The 14,110-nt window shown below is 50.0% G+C and carries 15 protein-coding genes; 10 read left to right on the top strand and 5 right to left on the bottom strand.

From position 1 onward, the window contains the following. Positions 1–64 precede the first annotated feature (64 nt). The gene (locus BLQ88_RS17105; protein ID WP_090152497.1) at positions 65–343 is read left to right on the top strand and encodes a hypothetical protein; all 279 of its coding nucleotides are present in this window, start codon (positions 65–67) and stop codon (positions 341–343) included. Between the two features lie 187 nt (positions 344–530). Here the strand turns inward: BLQ88_RS17105 and BLQ88_RS17110 are convergent, their stop codons facing one another. Continuing rightward, positions 531–1,082, bottom strand: a complete 552-nt coding sequence (locus BLQ88_RS17110; RefSeq protein ID WP_090152499.1) for a pyridoxamine 5'-phosphate oxidase family protein — start codon at positions 1,080–1,082, stop codon at positions 531–533. A 23-nt stretch (positions 1,083–1,105) separates the two neighbouring features. Beyond that, positions 1,106–3,127, bottom strand: coding sequence for a heavy metal translocating P-type ATPase (locus BLQ88_RS17115; protein WP_090153149.1), 2,022 nt, complete (start codon positions 3,125–3,127; stop codon positions 1,106–1,108). Positions 3,128–3,347: 220 nt separating this feature from the next. Between BLQ88_RS17115 and BLQ88_RS17120 the strand changes: the two genes are divergently transcribed. Both BLQ88_RS17120 and BLQ88_RS17125 read left to right on the top strand, forming a co-directional pair. After that, complete coding sequence (locus BLQ88_RS17120; protein WP_090152501.1) at positions 3,348–3,608, top strand: AbrB/MazE/SpoVT family DNA-binding domain-containing protein; 261 nt, start codon at positions 3,348–3,350, stop codon at positions 3,606–3,608. Next, positions 3,602–3,922 (top strand): type II toxin-antitoxin system PemK/MazF family toxin, encoded by a 321-nt coding sequence (locus BLQ88_RS17125; RefSeq protein ID WP_176885013.1) that lies wholly within the window; start codon positions 3,602–3,604, stop codon positions 3,920–3,922. The genes BLQ88_RS17120 and BLQ88_RS17125 overlap by 7 nt, the downstream gene beginning before the upstream one ends. On the opposite strand, the gene BLQ88_RS17130 is transcribed toward BLQ88_RS17125, so the two are convergent. After that, positions 3,915–5,369 (bottom strand): aminotransferase-like domain-containing protein, encoded by a 1,455-nt coding sequence (locus BLQ88_RS17130; RefSeq protein ID WP_090152507.1) that lies wholly within the window; start codon positions 5,367–5,369, stop codon positions 3,915–3,917. The two genes, BLQ88_RS17125 and BLQ88_RS17130, sit on opposite strands and share 8 nt — an antisense overlap. Positions 5,370–5,471: 102 nt before the next feature. On the opposite strand from BLQ88_RS17130, the gene BLQ88_RS17135 reads away from it, so the two are divergent. From BLQ88_RS17135 to BLQ88_RS17165, 7 genes are read left to right on the top strand one after another with little or no spacing between them, the layout of a single operon-like run. Further along, positions 5,472–6,401: a DMT family transporter gene (locus BLQ88_RS17135; protein ID WP_090152510.1), complete on the top strand. Its 930-nt coding sequence runs from the start codon at positions 5,472–5,474 to the stop codon at positions 6,399–6,401. Further along, the gene (locus BLQ88_RS17140) at positions 6,394–6,864 is read left to right on the top strand and encodes a mycothiol transferase (protein WP_090152513.1); all 471 of its coding nucleotides are present in this window, start codon (positions 6,394–6,396) and stop codon (positions 6,862–6,864) included. Before BLQ88_RS17135 ends, BLQ88_RS17140 begins: the two co-directional genes overlap by 8 nt. Positions 6,865–6,869: 5 nt before the next feature. Continuing rightward, entirely contained in the window at positions 6,870–7,232 is a 363-nt protein-coding gene (locus BLQ88_RS17145) for a nuclear transport factor 2 family protein (RefSeq protein ID WP_090152515.1), read from the top strand. Positions 7,233–7,235: 3 nt separating this feature from the next. Then, on the top strand, positions 7,236–8,630 hold the full coding sequence (locus BLQ88_RS17150; protein ID WP_090152518.1) for a pyridoxal phosphate-dependent decarboxylase family protein: 1,395 nt from the start codon (positions 7,236–7,238) through the stop codon (positions 8,628–8,630). A 52-nt stretch (positions 8,631–8,682) separates the two neighbouring features. Beyond that, complete coding sequence (locus BLQ88_RS17155) at positions 8,683–9,177, top strand: hypothetical protein (protein WP_090152521.1); 495 nt, start codon at positions 8,683–8,685, stop codon at positions 9,175–9,177. A 2-nt stretch (positions 9,178–9,179) separates the two neighbouring features. After that, on the top strand, positions 9,180–10,991 hold the full coding sequence (locus BLQ88_RS17160) for a M64 family metallopeptidase (protein ID WP_090152523.1): 1,812 nt from the start codon (positions 9,180–9,182) through the stop codon (positions 10,989–10,991). Positions 10,992–11,041: 50 nt separating this feature from the next. Further along, a complete protein-coding gene (locus BLQ88_RS17165) occupies positions 11,042–12,874 on the top strand; it encodes a T9SS type A sorting domain-containing protein (RefSeq protein WP_090152526.1) in 1,833 nt (610 codons plus the stop codon). Positions 12,875–12,924: 50 nt separating this feature from the next. On the opposite strand, the gene BLQ88_RS17170 is transcribed toward BLQ88_RS17165, so the two are convergent. Together BLQ88_RS17170 and BLQ88_RS17175 are read right to left on the bottom strand one after the other, a co-directional pair. After that, positions 12,925–13,233 (bottom strand): hypothetical protein, encoded by a 309-nt coding sequence (locus BLQ88_RS17170; RefSeq protein ID WP_090152529.1) that lies wholly within the window; start codon positions 13,231–13,233, stop codon positions 12,925–12,927. Between the two features lie 5 nt (positions 13,234–13,238). Beyond that, positions 13,239–14,003, bottom strand: a complete 765-nt coding sequence (locus tag BLQ88_RS17175) for a ParA family protein (protein WP_090152530.1) — start codon at positions 14,001–14,003, stop codon at positions 13,239–13,241. Positions 14,004–14,110: the final 107 nt, after the last annotated feature.

Here is a 14,110-nt window from a genome sequence, read left to right on the forward strand (position 1 = left end):
GGTACTTTACTTAGGAGCTTCTGTAAAGCGCAAATTACAATTTTTTTATACACACCTACATCGTATGACCGAGTTACAAGCACGAGTCGCTGAATTTGGCGGCTTATCCATCAAAGAGCGCCTCCTTTCAAGATTTATCAGAGCCCGCAATATCGTGGGCAAAGGCTGGCGCGGAATTCTCGCTGATAGCGACCCGTTTTTCAACACCAAGCTTGGCGGGGATTTCTTAACATCAGTAGCACAGGCAGTTTCGGACAGCAGCCGAGGGAACGTCGACCGTATCGAACGTGTGACCGTTGCCTTGGAAAAGGTGGCAGGCATTACGCCGGTCTCCGTCGTTTGACCAATTATTTTTCGGTAGGTTTCATTGATTCACCGGAGGCTATTTCTGGCCCTTAGAATACGTGTACTATCGGAAAGGCCTGATTGGATTTGCGCATTCGAGGACTCGAATGTGTAAGGAAACCTGTGCTGAATCGCGCAGCAGGTACAGAACTACTGAACCTGCTGCGTATTCATTGACCTTCACCCTATGGCGTGGAGGCAAAGATGCCTGTGTCGAAACCATCGATACTGGCCATGTTTTTGCGTGCCCAATAGTCGTGGATGCCGTCTGGTCCTTGTTTTCTCGCCCATGCGTTTAGCTCCTCCCGTTCGCGGTTGTAATCCATGAACGGCACAGCCATGCCGCAGGAGGTCTGGACCAGGTCTACCTGTATGTCTATCAACTGTCGCGCGCCTTCGAGCGGGGGAAAAAGCGGTGAGTATTCGTGCCATTCGGGGTCGGCCGGATGGTAGGCTTTGCCATGCCCGTACAGCCTCAGGATGAGCGGCTTGCCTTCGAATGCGCAAAACATGATGGTAATGCGGTCGTTCAGAAGCAGATGCGCGGCAGTTTCGTTGCCACTGCCGGTCACGTTCAGCCACATCACTCGGTTCGGGCCGAGGATACGGAACGAGTCCATGCCTTTCGGGGAAAGATTAACGGTGCCGGTTTCAGCCGCAGTCGCGACGAAGTAGATATTTTGTTTGTCGATGAACGATTGCAGTTCCGGCGTGATCCGGTCGAGTTGCTTTCCCATTTTACTTTATGAATGCAGGCTAACTAAATTTTCTTTCCCTGGATGCGATAGGCATTCAGAATGGCGAGCAGCGCAACGCCTACGTCGGCGAAAACGGCTTCCCAGAGTGTAGCGACGCCGCCCGCGCCGAGGGCCATCACTGCTATTTTAACTCCCATAGCGAGTGAAATGTTCTGGTAAACGACAGATTTGGTGACTTTTCCGATCCTTACCGCCGCGGCAATGCGGGACGGTTGGTCATTCTGGATTACAATGTCTGCGGTTTCAATGGTGGCGTCCGAGCCGAGTGCGCCCATTGCTATACCCGCGTCCGCGAGGGCGATCACCGGCGCGTCGTTCACGCCGTCGCCCACGAATGCAATGTGTTTACCCTGATCTTTGAGCTCCTGCACGATCCTCACCTTATCCTCGGGTAACAATCCGCCATAACTTTGGCTTATACCAAGTTCTCCGGCCACCTTTTTGACAACAGCTTCCTTATCGCCTGAGAGCATGATGGTCGAAATACCCAGACTTTTCAATTCGGATACCGCTTTGCCAGCATCTTCCTTGATCTCGTCGGCGATCAGGAAATAGCCTGCGTATTGGTTGTCGATCGCGACTACGACGAGCGTTTCGACGAGGGAAGCCAGTTCGGCAGGATAGGTCACGCCGTGTCGATGAAGTAATTTCGTGTTGCCTGCGAGCACCGCTTTTCCATCCACATTACCTTTCAACCCATGCCCTGCGATTTCCTGCACGTCGGTTGGTTTGGTCAATGCAAAAGCCCCCGCTGATGCCACCACCGCTTTGGCGACCGGATGCGTCGAGTAGCTTTCCAGGGATGCGGCAATGCGGATAAAATCGGGCTTCGCAATACTTGTTTCAATCTTTTGAACTTCAAATACGCCTTTGGTAAGCGTACCGGTCTTATCCGAAACAACCGTATCGATTTTTGTAATAACATCCAGAAAATTAGCGCCTTTGACCAAAATTCCATTGCGGGAAGCAAGCCCGATGCCGCCAAAGTAGCCGAGCGGAATGGAGATCGTGAGTGCGCAGGGGCAGGCGATCACCAGGAAGACCATGCCACGGTAGAGCCATTGATCAAAATTGTAATCCGCCACAAAAAGCGCGGGGACCACGATGATAAGCAGTGCCAGCAGAAAGACCGCGGGCGTGTATACGCGGGCGAGGCGGCTGATCAGCAGTTGAGTAGGGGCTTTCCGGGCGCTCGCTTCCTGCACCATTTCCAGTATCCGCGAGAGTTTGGAGTCCTTGAAAAGTGCTTTCACCTCTATCTCGACCGACTTTTCGATGGAGATCATACCCGCAAGCACATTTTGACCTTGTTCGATGGTCTGCGGTTTGGGCTCGCCGGTCAATGCGGCGGTGTTGAAGATGCCTGATTCAGAATGCATTTCACCATCCAGCGCCACTTTTTCGCCCGCTTTTACCAATATTTTTTCACCGATCCGAACCTCGTCCGGCGCGATTTGCACAGGTTGGTCGTCACGCAGAACGGTCACCATATCGGGACGGATATCGAGCAGCGCTTTGATCGACCGCTTCGACCGGCTAACGGCAATGTCCTGAAACAGTTCACCGATCTCGTAAAAGATCATCACCGCGACGCCCTCCGAAAATTCCCCGATGTAGAAAGCGCCGAAGGTAGCGATGGTCATCAATGTAAATTCATTGAAAAAATCGCCCCGGCTTGCTTTGCGGAATGCCAATGCTACGGTTTTGTTTCCCGCCAGCACATAAGCGACCAACATCATCGCGATTTCGACCGGACGGGGAAGTTCGATTTTGAAAATGAATGTCAGAACGAGAAACACGGCCAGAATCGCCAGACTCAGCCACAGCATCCAGCGGCTTTTGAGAATGCCGGCGTCGCCGCCAGAGCCGTGGTTATGGTCACCGTGGTCATGATCATGATCGTGATCATGGTCATGTGTGTGATCGTGGTTATGCTTATGCTCCGAATGTTTGCCGTGTTCATCGGATTTTGCCGAGCAGCAGTCGTCGTGCGCGTGGGAAGAGGTATGTGCGTCGAGTTTCATAATGCAATTATCAAATACAAATGCGCCTGCGGTAATGCGCAGCAACCGCGCCGCAGGATCATTACAAAGGTAGGTTACAAAGCCATGCAACAGGGTTACAGGTGCTGAAAATCAAGTAATTGCAATATTGTTGCGATTGTTTTTAAGCTCTTGATCAGCCGCTTGCGCATTGGAACGGGTTGAAGTTTTGATTCGTTATAACAAATTATAACTTTGTATTATGCTGACCAAAATTCGACGGATCGGAAATTCCCAGGGAATTTTGCTTTCCAAAACCATGCTGGACCAGGTTGATATTGAAGAATATGTCAATGTCGAGATTAAAGGAAATGCTATCATGATTTTCCCAGCAAATATCAACCCGCGTGAGGGGTGGGCTGAGCAGTTTCGTTTGGCCAATAACGATGCAGCCGCCGACGAGGATGAAAATCTGATGAATGATGTTCCGAATGCTTTTGATGATTCGGAGTGGACATGGTAATAAAAAGATTTGAAATCTATTTCGCGTCGCTAGATCCTACCTTAGGAAGTGAAATCAGAAAAACACGACCCTGCCTGATCGTTTCTCCGGATGAAATGAATGATCACCTCAATACGGTCATTATTGCCCCTTTGACTTCTACTACCCGCAGATATCCAACCTGTGTTAACTGCCATGTTGACGGCAAGGACGGCCAAATCGCGTTGGATCAGATGCGGGCCATCGATAAGACCAGGTTGACTAGAAAAATAGGACAACTTGATCCTCCGACGGCCCAGCAGGTTTTGAGTTTGCTGAGAAAAATGTTCAGTTAGCAACACATGATTGTCCCAGTCCCGTCACCAACTCGCCCAACTTCCTTAACCCCGCATCGATCACCGTGTTGTAGGGCGCGCCGAAGCTGATGCGGATGTAGTTGCTGAACCGGGCATCGGTACTGAAAATTTGGCCCGGGGCAATGCTGATACTCTCCTGAATGGCGCTTTCGAACAGTTCGAATGCGTTGATGCCCTTGTTCAGCTCGATCCAGAGCACATAACCGCCCTGCGGCCTCACGAGCCGGGTGTCGGGCGGGAAATAGTCGCTGATCGCCTGCACGTAACGCAGGCATTGTGTGTGCAGCGACTTGCGTAAATGCCTCATATGCAAGTCGTAACGACCGGTTTCAAAGAAATTGGCGACTGCCGCCTGGGTAGGCGTGGCCGATGAAACCGTGTGGGTTATCTTGTTGCTCAATACTTTGTCCTTGAACCGCCCGGGAAGGCACCAGCCCACGCGGTAACCCGGCGCCAATGTCTTCGAAACGGACCCGCAGAGCATTACCAGCCCGTTTTTATCATAACTTTTGCAGGTACCGGGCCTGGTTTTGCCGAAATACATTTCCCCGTAAATATCATCCTCGATGAGCGGGATCTGCCTCGCTGCCAGCATTTCAACCAGCTTTTTCTTGCGATGATCGGGCATAAGCGCGCCTGTGGGATTGGAGAAATTGGGCACGAACAGCACCGCTTTGATGGGAATGGTTTCGAGCGCTTTTTCAAGGTATTCGAGATCGGCACCTTCGTCGGGGTGGCAGGGAATTTCGAGCGTTTTCAGGCCGAGTGTTTTCATAATATTGAAAATCCCGAAATAAATCGGGTTTTCGATCGCGACGGTATCGCCGGGCTCGGTGACGGCTTTCAGGCAGAAAATCAATGCCTCCATGCAGCCCTGCGTGGTGATAACCTCGTCCTCGCTCACATTTCCTTTCCAGTTGAATGCGTATTTGGCAATTTGTTTACGCAGTGCCAGGTTACCCTGCACATCATCGTACTGCGTGCAGCTGTGCGGGCTTTTCCGGAGCGCTTCGATCATCGCCTTGTTAAGTTTTGCTTCCGGTATGAGCTCGGGAGACGGGGCAGCGACGGAGAGCCGGATGATCCGCTCGTTGGTGATCGTTTTATAGACTGTCCGGATCATGTCATCGACATTCGCCTTTTCTATGACCAGGCGCGGTGGCGTATTATGAAGCCGTTCCGGAGCATTAATCGGTGAAAAGCGCACGAAATAGCCCGATTTGGGCCGTGCTTCGATAATGCCCTTGTTTTCCAGTTCCACGTATGCCTTAAATGCCGTGCTGAGACTGATGCCCTGTTCCTTGCTCAGCGCCCGCAGCGACATCAGCTTGTCGCCTGCTTTCAGAATGCCTTTCTCGATCTGCGCCGCAAGCCGATCGGCAATTTGTGAATAGAGAAAATCCTCGCGAATGCCTTCTTCCACCATTTTCTGTAAAATTTTAATCTGTTATGCTCAAAAATAACAAAAGTGAATCTGTTTTTTAGTATTTGAAAGCCGGAATTTTGTGGCGTTCAATGTAAAGCAGCTATGAAAAATAATCTGACGGCCTATTTAGCTTTAATAATGGTGTGTTTCTTCTGGGGTACTACCTACCTGGCGGCACGCATCGGGGTGTCGGGTTTCCCGGCGCTGTTTTTTATGGGTTTCAGAAACGTAGTGGCCGGTGTATTGTTACTGTTTTTTCTAATTCTTAAAAACAGGTCATTTCCCTGGAAATGGGCTGATATAGGCCTTCAATTGGTTCCCGGCTGGTGCATGATCACGTTCGGGACCGGGCTGGTAGGCTGGTGTGTCCAGTTCATTCCGAGCGGTTTGGCGGCATTACTGTATGCAACTGTACCGCTTTTTACGATTTTGATCAACATCGCCGCCCGGAAAGAGGAACGTCTGAATGCGCATGTGGGAGCAGGCGTGCTGCTGGGACTGGCGGGTGTAATGCTCGTTTTCAAGGATAATCTCGAATACCTGGCCGACCGGAATTCGTTTCTGGGGATCTGTGTAACGCTGGCTTCGTGCGTGTCGTGGTGCCTGGGCGGGCTGTATACCAAAAGTTTCCCCGGCAGAACCGACTCCTTCTTCAATGCGGCGATCCAGATGACGGCGGGTGGGATCGGGCTTTTTGTGTTGAGCGCATTCAACGAGGACTGGACCAATTTGCCGGTGATGCAGACCCAATCGGTGCTGGCGCTGCTCTACCTGATTTTTTTTGGCTCCATTCTCGCTTTTGGTTCGTATCTGTTTGCCATGTCCAGGCTGCCCGCAGGATTGGTGTCGATTTATGCGTACATTAATCCGCTGGTAGCGCTGGTTTTAGGCTTTTTTATATTGGATGAGAAAATCACCTGGCTGACTACGCTCGCGTTTGCCGTGACGCTGGGTGGTGTTTTCCTCGTAAACCGCGGCTACCAGGTTCAAAAGCGAAAAAATTCACTAACACTCATCAACTCCCATGAATAGCCAGGTATTCGTCACCTTGTTCAGCCGCGACATCCAAAAGCTCCGAAAGGAAGTTGAACAGTACCATTCGGAAGATGCATTGTGGGAACCGATTCCCGGAACCATCAATCCGGGAGGGAACCTTTGCCAGCACCTGATCGGCAACCTGCGTACCTATGTGGGCCGGACGCTCGGCGGGTATGCGTACGTACGCGACCGTGAGGCGGAGTTTCGCCAACGCACGTTTACACAAATCCAAATGCTCAGGGAAATCGACCAGTTGCATGAGATCGTGATCCGCACACTGGAAATGCTGGACGAAACGAAAATGGAAGAAGCGTATCCCAGGGAAGTGCTGGATATGTTTCCGGAACAGCCTGTGCGGCTGGTTCTCACACATCTGCTCGCGCACCTTTCCTGGCATTTGGGACATCTGAATTATCACCGCCGCTGGATTACGCAGGTTCGGCCGGCACAACCATAAGCAACATGCATTTGACAGAACAAGCGGCGCAATCCTTTGCAACACAATGGATTGGTGCCTGGAACCGCCATGACCTTCCGGCAATCATGGCATTGTATTCAGAAGACATCCGGTTTTATTCACCGTACATTATTAAGCTGGAAATGAATGCGGAAGGAATGATCAATAGGAAGGCTGACCTTGAAAAGTACTTCGGAAAAGCCCTCGGCATTTACGCGGACTTGCACTTTGAGCTGCATCAGGTACTTACCGGCGCGGATTCTGTGATTTTGTATTACAAAAGCGTCAACAATCGGATGGCTGCGGAGCTGATGCAGCTCGACGAATCCGGTAAAATCAGTTTGGTAAAGGCACATTATAATGCTTAGTATATGTTTGAATTATTTGAAAATGAATTGAATAAACTGGAATCGGTTCTCGATCAGGTTAAAAATACAAGTCTGGATTTTCTTGAAAATCTGCGTGAAAGACCTACTTACATTGTCGAGCAATTGGCAAAATCCTATGATCTGGCGGATTCAGGCGGCGGCGCACTGGCGAGCCTGGAGATTTTCCGGCAGCATTACGAAAAGCTGATGGTAGCCAGCCCGGGGCCGCGCTATTGGGGTTTTGTAACAGGCGGTGCAACACCCGCTGCTATTGCGGGCGACTGGCTTACAGCGGTTTATGATCAGAATACGCAAAGTTTGCAAGGTGCGGGAGATGTATCCGCAATCGTTGAAAAGGAGACGATCCGGTTACTATGCCAGCTGTTGCATTTACCGGATGATTTCACGGGCGGTTTTGTAACAGGCGCCACGATGTCAAATTTCACGGGACTGGCCGTAGCAAGGCAGTGGGCTGGTGAGCAATCGGGGCGTGACATTTCGCGGGAGGGTACGTCTGGTGAACTGGTGGTAATGGCCGCCACGCCGCATTCGTCGGTCATTAAATCGTTGGCGATGCTGGGGATAGGTAGTAACAATGTGCTTCGCATTCAAGTCCTGGATGGCCGGGAGGCAATGGATCTGGCAGATTTCGAGCAAAAACTCATTGATAACCAGGATCGTCCGATCATCGTCAGTTGCAGTGCGGGAACGGTAAATACCGTCGATTTTGACGACATTAAAGCCATTGTAGCATTAAAAAAGAAACACAAGTTTTGGCTGCATATCGATGCGGCATTCGGCGGTTTTGCGGCTTGTGTGGCGTCTCAGCGCCATTTGCTCGAAGGCTGGGAGCAGGCCGACAGCATTACCATCGACTGTCATAAATGGATGAATGTGCCTTACGACAGCGCGGTAGCCTTGGTGCGGAAGGAGCATAGTCGGTTGCAGGTGAGCACTTTCCAGAATTCCAATGCGCCTTATCTGGGTGATCCTTCGGAAAATTTTTCCTACCTCAATTTTCTCCCTGAAAATTCCCGCAGGTTCCGCGCGCTACCTGCCTGGTTTAGCCTCACAGCTTATGGCCGGAATGGTTTCGAATGGATCGTGCAAAACAGTATTGATCGCGCCCGGGAGTTTGAGAATTACATTGAATCCAGCGGGCATTTCGAATTGCTTGCTCCGGTGCGGCTAAATGTAGTCTGTTTTCGCCTCAAAACCGGTACCGAAAGAATGTGCGTTTTTCTGGATCAATTAAATCGTCGCGGAAAAGTTTTCATGACGCCGACTTTGTTATCGGGCGAGCCAGCTATGCGAGCTGCGTTCGTGAATTACCGAACGGAAAAAGAGGATATTCTTATAGCCATTCGGGAGATGGAAGAAGTAATGCAAGCCTTGTGAAAATCGTTAATTAAGCTGTAAATTGACTTCCGTACAGCTTTTTTCGGAACACATGCTACGTTTTTTTTCCATGGCCGCCATCGTGCTCGCCGGCTTGCTGATGCTCGAATGCAGGTCGGGGCGTGCGGTGCTGGCAGTCAGTGAACTACCTGATTATAATAAGCAGTCGGCAGACCATATTATCTTCTTAAACTTCCGCATTACGGGTAAGCCGGGCGGAAATGAGCGGGTGGAGCTGGCATCCGCTAATGTCGGTGACGGGAAAATGAAAGACATTTCCCGTCCCGTCCATTCTCCTTATCAAATCAAAGCAGTTCCCCGCTACAAGACCAGCGCAATCGAGCGCGAAATGGTATTTGAACATCCATTATTGAGAAACGCTGAGGTTAGCGATCCCGGCGGCCATATCCGGCAGGTGGAAGCGACGGCCAGCGAGGGTAGCTTACTCGTCCGCTTGCAGCAGCATGCGGGCCTCAACCAATTGGAGCTTTTTAGTGTCAGTCCTGAAAGCGGAACTGTAAAAATTTACACCCTCGATTTCAAATAGCCATGAAAATCATTTTTACCACACTAATTGCCATTTGCATTGCCAATGCTGCCTTTTCGCAGCATTATCAGGTCGATACCCTCTATAAAAATGGTCCGTTGGATAACCGGATCAACGTCGTCATTCTCGGCGACGGCTTCACGCAGGAGCAGATGCCGACATTCGCGGCGGAAGCCAAAAAGTTCGCCGACTTTTTCCTCGCCTATAATCCCTATCAGGCTTACCGCAGCTATTTCAACTTTTTCGCCATTCGCACTCCTTCCAAAGAAAGTGGTGTTACCAACCCCGGAAATGCGCCGGATGCTTACAAAGATCAACCGGTGGGTAACAAGGATACATTTTTTGGCGTGTCGTTCGGCAGTCAGATACACCGGCTGGTCGAAGTTCGTAAATGGGATGTGCTTTACAGCGTGATGGCGAGCAACTTCCCTGAATACGATTTGATAGTAGTGCTTGCCAATACGGATTACTATGGCGGCTCCGGCGGCCAGATTGCCGTTCACACATTGCATAAGGATGCAAATACGATAGGCGTGCATGAGATCGGGCACACTTTCGGGCGTGTGAGCGATGAATATTGGGCAGGCTCTATTTATGGTACGGAGGCGGCAAATATGACCGCCAATAACGATCCCGCGACGATCAGATGGAAAAACTGGCTGAGCAACCCGCCGATCGGCATTTATAAGCATGGCCCGGATGGTGACGCGGCAAAATGGCACAAGCCTGCCAATGGAACCTGTCTGATGGAATATCTCAATCAGGAATTTTGTGCTGTTTGCAGCGAGGCTACCGTGGAAAGGCTTTTAGAAATAGTTAATCCAATTGAAAAATTCGAACCGGGCACAGCCGGAAGAGTCGATATCGACCAGCACAACACATTTAACCTGAAACTATTAAAACCTGACCCGAGCACATTGCAGGTAGCGTGGCGCCTGAATGGCAAATTGCTCCCTTTTTCCGGGGAGGAGCTCACGCTAAAAAGCAGCGAGGTACCCGATTCGGCGGCGTTGACAGCCTCCGTTTTTGATAACACAATGCTCAGTCGGAGGAATGACGCGCGGGTAAACCGTACGCGTGAGATAACGTGGTCGCTCAAATCGTCCGTTCCGGCAGAATTCAGAATTGTAACATCCGCGGATTCCGTGTGCGCTGGTGAGGAAGTTGTTTTGACCGCATTAGGCTGCCCGGTAGCCCCGAGCTGGTCGACAGGCGAAAAAGGTAAATCCATCACCGTGAAGCCCGAACAAACAACCACCTTTTCTGCAACCTGCAATGCACAAGGCGCCCCGATCAGGACAGCGCAGGCGCTCGTGAAGGCAATGCCGCTGCCGAACGCCACTGCCACCAATGGCGGACCTTATACCGTGGGGCAAGCTATCGAACTCACCGCAACAGGCGGCGTAACGTATTTGTGGCGCGGCCCTATGTTTTTCGCCTCCACATTTGCGCATGTATTTTTGAATGGCGCGAAGCTCGAACAGGGCGGCCTTTACGAAGTTGTTGTGACAGATGTAAACGGCTGTTCCAAAACGGCACAAACGGAAGTTACCGTCGACCCGATTCTTTCGGCGCCAAACGATCCTGCTGTAATGGTTACCGTTTCGCCTAATCCGGCGCGGGATTATATTTCAGTGGAAACCAGTCTAGCCGGTAGATCCAATATCACATTGTACGACCAGGCGGGCCGGGAAATGCGTTCGAAATCGTTTGTGAAGAAAACCGATATGAAGCTGGATGTGGCGGCGGGGATGTATTTGTACCGGTTTACAAATGGAAGCAGGGAGATTTCGGGGGAAGTGGCAGTTCAGTAAGCGGCCGGGGAGCTTTGGGAATTTTATTACCACACTATAAATAAATAATAATGAAGACATTAATCGCCATCATTTGGATGTCGTGCGTGTATGTGAACACGCTTGGGCAACACTATCAGGTAGATACGCTCTACAAAACCGGCCCGCTTGACAATCGCATTAACGTGGTCATTCTGGGCGATGGTTTCACCGAAGATGAAATGCCAAAGTTCGCTGCTGAGGCGAAGACGTTTGCTGATTTCTTTCGCAACTTCGAGCCCTACGACCGCTATCAGGCGTATTTCAATTTTTTCTTAATCAAAACCCCTTCACAGGAAAGTGGTATCACGAATCCCGGTACTGCTTCTGACGCTTATCCGGACCAGCCGGTTAAGACAAAAGATACATTTTATGGAGTAGCGTTTGGTGAAAGCATTCATAGAATGCTTCATGTTACAAAAAACGATGTGTATCAGGATGTTTTAACCAGGCATTTTCCTTCATACAACCTGGTTATTGTAATAGCCAACACTGAGTATATGGGAGGGGCAACCGGCCCTGCGGGTGTTGGAGGCGCTGCTGCTATATTCAGTCTTCAGGAGAATGCAAACCGTGTCGGTATGCATGAAATAGGGCATCTATTTGCAGACCTCGCGGATGAATACTGGCAGTATCCGTATGGTTTTTATTTGAGAGAAGGTCCTAATATCACGAGGGATAGCTTGGAAACAACGGTTAAATGGAAGAATTGGCTGGAAAATCCTGCTATCGGGGTTTACAGGCATGGTGCTGAGGGTAATGCGGCAGAGTGGTACAAACCATCCTCGGGTACATGCCTGATGGAGGAAATGGACAAAGCCTATTGCGTTGTCTGCCGCGAAACTATCGTGGAAAAGATCCTGCAACTCGTCAATCCGGTCGAAAGCATTGAGCCGGATACCACGTTTGAAATTAATGCCGACAAACAGCGGACGTTCAGACTAAATCTGTTAGAGCCCGATCCTAATAGCCTCCGAACGGAATGGTACCTCAATGGAAAGAAAATCGGTGGCAATCCCGACCAATTGGTGATACCCGATGGGGTTCCTGACCGTTCGGAACTTGTCGCGATGATTTTCGATTCGACCTCGATGAGCAGGAAGGATAATGCGGGAAAGTTTCGCGAAAAGACGGCTCGCTGGGTTTTACGGTCGGATAATCCGCCTCGTTTTGAGGTGGTTGCGTCAAGGGGAACAGTTTGTGCGGGTGACACCATCGTATTAACGGCTTATGGCTGCGCAGGCGAGGTAAGCTGGTCGACAGGAGATGCAGGTAAGTCGCTCATACTGGCAGCATCCAGCAGCGAAGTCTACAAAGCGGAATGCAAAACTGTTGGAAAACCAGCCTTGCATGATGAAATACCTGTAATCGTCAAATCACTGCCGCCAGCCACAGCAGGGAATGGCGGCCCTTATGTAATAGGGCAGACGATCGAGTTAATCGCTTCTGGCGGCGTAGCTTATCAATGGAGCGGTCCGAGAAGATTCTCCGCAGATACACAAACAGCCACTATACCGGGCGCCAGCATTCACAGCTCTGGGACCTACGAAGTAAAAGTGACTGGCGAAAATGGTTGTTCGAAAACGGCTACCACCGAAGTGAAGATCGAACCCATTTTGTCCGTTGGGAGTCACGAACAGGGATGGTTTAAAGTTTTTCCGAACCCGGCCAAGGATCATATCACGGTTGTGACAACGCTGCCAGGCAAATCAGAAATTATGGTGTACAATGCATTAGGCAAAAAGGTGCTTACAAGATCATTTCAGTCTAGCATTAACATTAATGTAGATTTACCAGACGGAATTTACCTGTGCAAATTTAGAAATGGCAACAGAGAGGTTTCGCGAAAGGTAATTATTGAATAACTTAAAACACGATACAACAAAAAAGTCTCCTTTTGGGAGACTTTCGTTTTCTATACCAATGCCGATTTAGGCTTTCTGCCGACTTTCGTTCGGTTGCGTATCTTGTCGGGGCGGGGGCGGATTTCTTTGTCCTGAAAATACAGCTTTAAGGATTCGATGATGATATCTTTTTGCGTCAGACCTTCCCAGTAGCCGTAATCCTTCATATTTTCCATCAGCACAAAATCACAATCGAAGGTAACTTTGGTGGCCGCTCCGTCAATGACTTCGGCGGGTGCCGGGGTGATTGCTACGACGGGCTCTTCCTGTACTTCGGGTAGCGGTAGTGGCGCAAAATCAAACTTTCTCTCCTTAGCCATACGTGTCAGTTATTTATTCGTTCCAGTATTTCTTTTGTTAACTTATAATAATCTTCTGCTCCGTTACTTTGTGGTGCGTAATCGAAAATCGTCGTTCCGTTGGCCTGCGCTTCCGACAATGCAATGTTGTCGCGAATGTACGCTTCCATGAAAACCTCGCCCAACTGCTCCCGCGTCGCCATGATCAGTTCGTGGCTGATCTTCTTCCGGATCTTCGGGTTGTAGCGCGTAGCGAATACGCCACCGAGGTTGGTGCTCGGGCTGATCTTTTTAATCTCAGCCGAATACACCAGGAAGTTCCGCAAACCCTCGTAGCTCAAAAACTCCGCCTGCAACGGTACGTAATACTGGTGGCATGAAACCAGCGCCAGCCTCGTGTTTCCGTAGAGGGCGGGAGGGCAGTCGATGATCACGAAGTCGTAACGGTCCTTCACTTTTTCCAATGCAATTTTCAGGTTGAAAGGAAAAACGGGCGCCGACTTGATCGTGTCTTCCCGGTGGATCATTTCGGCTGATCCGGGCAGTACATCAATGTCTCCAACTCGCTTGACGATCTCATCAAATTCGTATTCGCCGGTGATGAAAGAGCCGCTGTCTTTTTTAAGCCCGGCATGATGGATACCGAAACTTTTGGTAAGACTAGCCTGCGCATCCAGGTCAATTACCAGTACTCGTGCATTGGCAAATTTGCTGAGACCGGCAGCAATACTCTGGGCAGATGTAGTCTTTCCCACACCACCTTTGTTGTTGACAATACTGATGATTTTCATTTAAAAGTATTATAAGTATAAAAAGTTAATAGTTTATTTCACGTCCGATACGTAAATAAACGTAAAATAATTTTAACCCTAATCCTTATAAATAGAAAGTCGTAAAA

The organism is Dyadobacter soli, from assembly GCF_900101885.1.
Lineage (GTDB): Bacteria > Bacteroidota > Bacteroidia > Cytophagales > Spirosomataceae > Dyadobacter > Dyadobacter soli.

Excerpts from the sequence above, each read along its gene's own strand:
- BLQ88_RS17135 (WP_090152510.1), top strand. The coding sequence starts at position 5,472 with ATGAAAAATAATCTGACGGCCTATTTAGCTTTAATAATGGTGTGTTTC.
- BLQ88_RS17150 (WP_090152518.1), top strand. The coding sequence starts at position 7,236 with ATGTTTGAATTATTTGAAAATGAATTGAATAAACTGGAATCGGTTCTC.
- BLQ88_RS17165 (WP_090152526.1), top strand. The coding sequence starts at position 11,042 with ATGAAGACATTAATCGCCATCATTTGGATGTCGTGCGTGTATGTGAAC.
- BLQ88_RS17145 (WP_090152515.1), top strand. The coding sequence starts at position 6,870 with ATGCATTTGACAGAACAAGCGGCGCAATCCTTTGCAACACAATGGATT.
- BLQ88_RS17160 (WP_090152523.1), top strand. The coding sequence starts at position 9,180 with ATGAAAATCATTTTTACCACACTAATTGCCATTTGCATTGCCAATGCT.
- BLQ88_RS17175 (WP_090152530.1), bottom strand. The coding sequence starts at position 14,003 with ATGAAAATCATCAGTATTGTCAACAACAAAGGTGGTGTGGGAAAGACT.
- BLQ88_RS17115 (WP_090153149.1), bottom strand. The coding sequence starts at position 3,127 with ATGAAACTCGACGCACATACCTCTTCCCACGCGCACGACGACTGCTGC.
- BLQ88_RS17155 (WP_090152521.1), top strand. The coding sequence starts at position 8,683 with ATGCTACGTTTTTTTTCCATGGCCGCCATCGTGCTCGCCGGCTTGCTG.
- BLQ88_RS17105 (WP_090152497.1), top strand. The coding sequence starts at position 65 with ATGACCGAGTTACAAGCACGAGTCGCTGAATTTGGCGGCTTATCCATC.
- BLQ88_RS17140 (WP_090152513.1), top strand. The coding sequence starts at position 6,394 with ATGAATAGCCAGGTATTCGTCACCTTGTTCAGCCGCGACATCCAAAAG.
- BLQ88_RS17120 (WP_090152501.1), top strand. The coding sequence starts at position 3,348 with ATGCTGACCAAAATTCGACGGATCGGAAATTCCCAGGGAATTTTGCTT.
- BLQ88_RS17130 (WP_090152507.1), bottom strand. The coding sequence starts at position 5,369 with ATGGTGGAAGAAGGCATTCGCGAGGATTTTCTCTATTCACAAATTGCC.
- BLQ88_RS17170 (WP_090152529.1), bottom strand. The coding sequence starts at position 13,233 with ATGGCTAAGGAGAGAAAGTTTGATTTTGCGCCACTACCGCTACCCGAA.
- BLQ88_RS17110 (WP_090152499.1), bottom strand. The coding sequence starts at position 1,082 with ATGGGAAAGCAACTCGACCGGATCACGCCGGAACTGCAATCGTTCATC.
- BLQ88_RS17125 (WP_176885013.1), top strand. The coding sequence starts at position 3,602 with ATGGTAATAAAAAGATTTGAAATCTATTTCGCGTCGCTAGATCCTACC.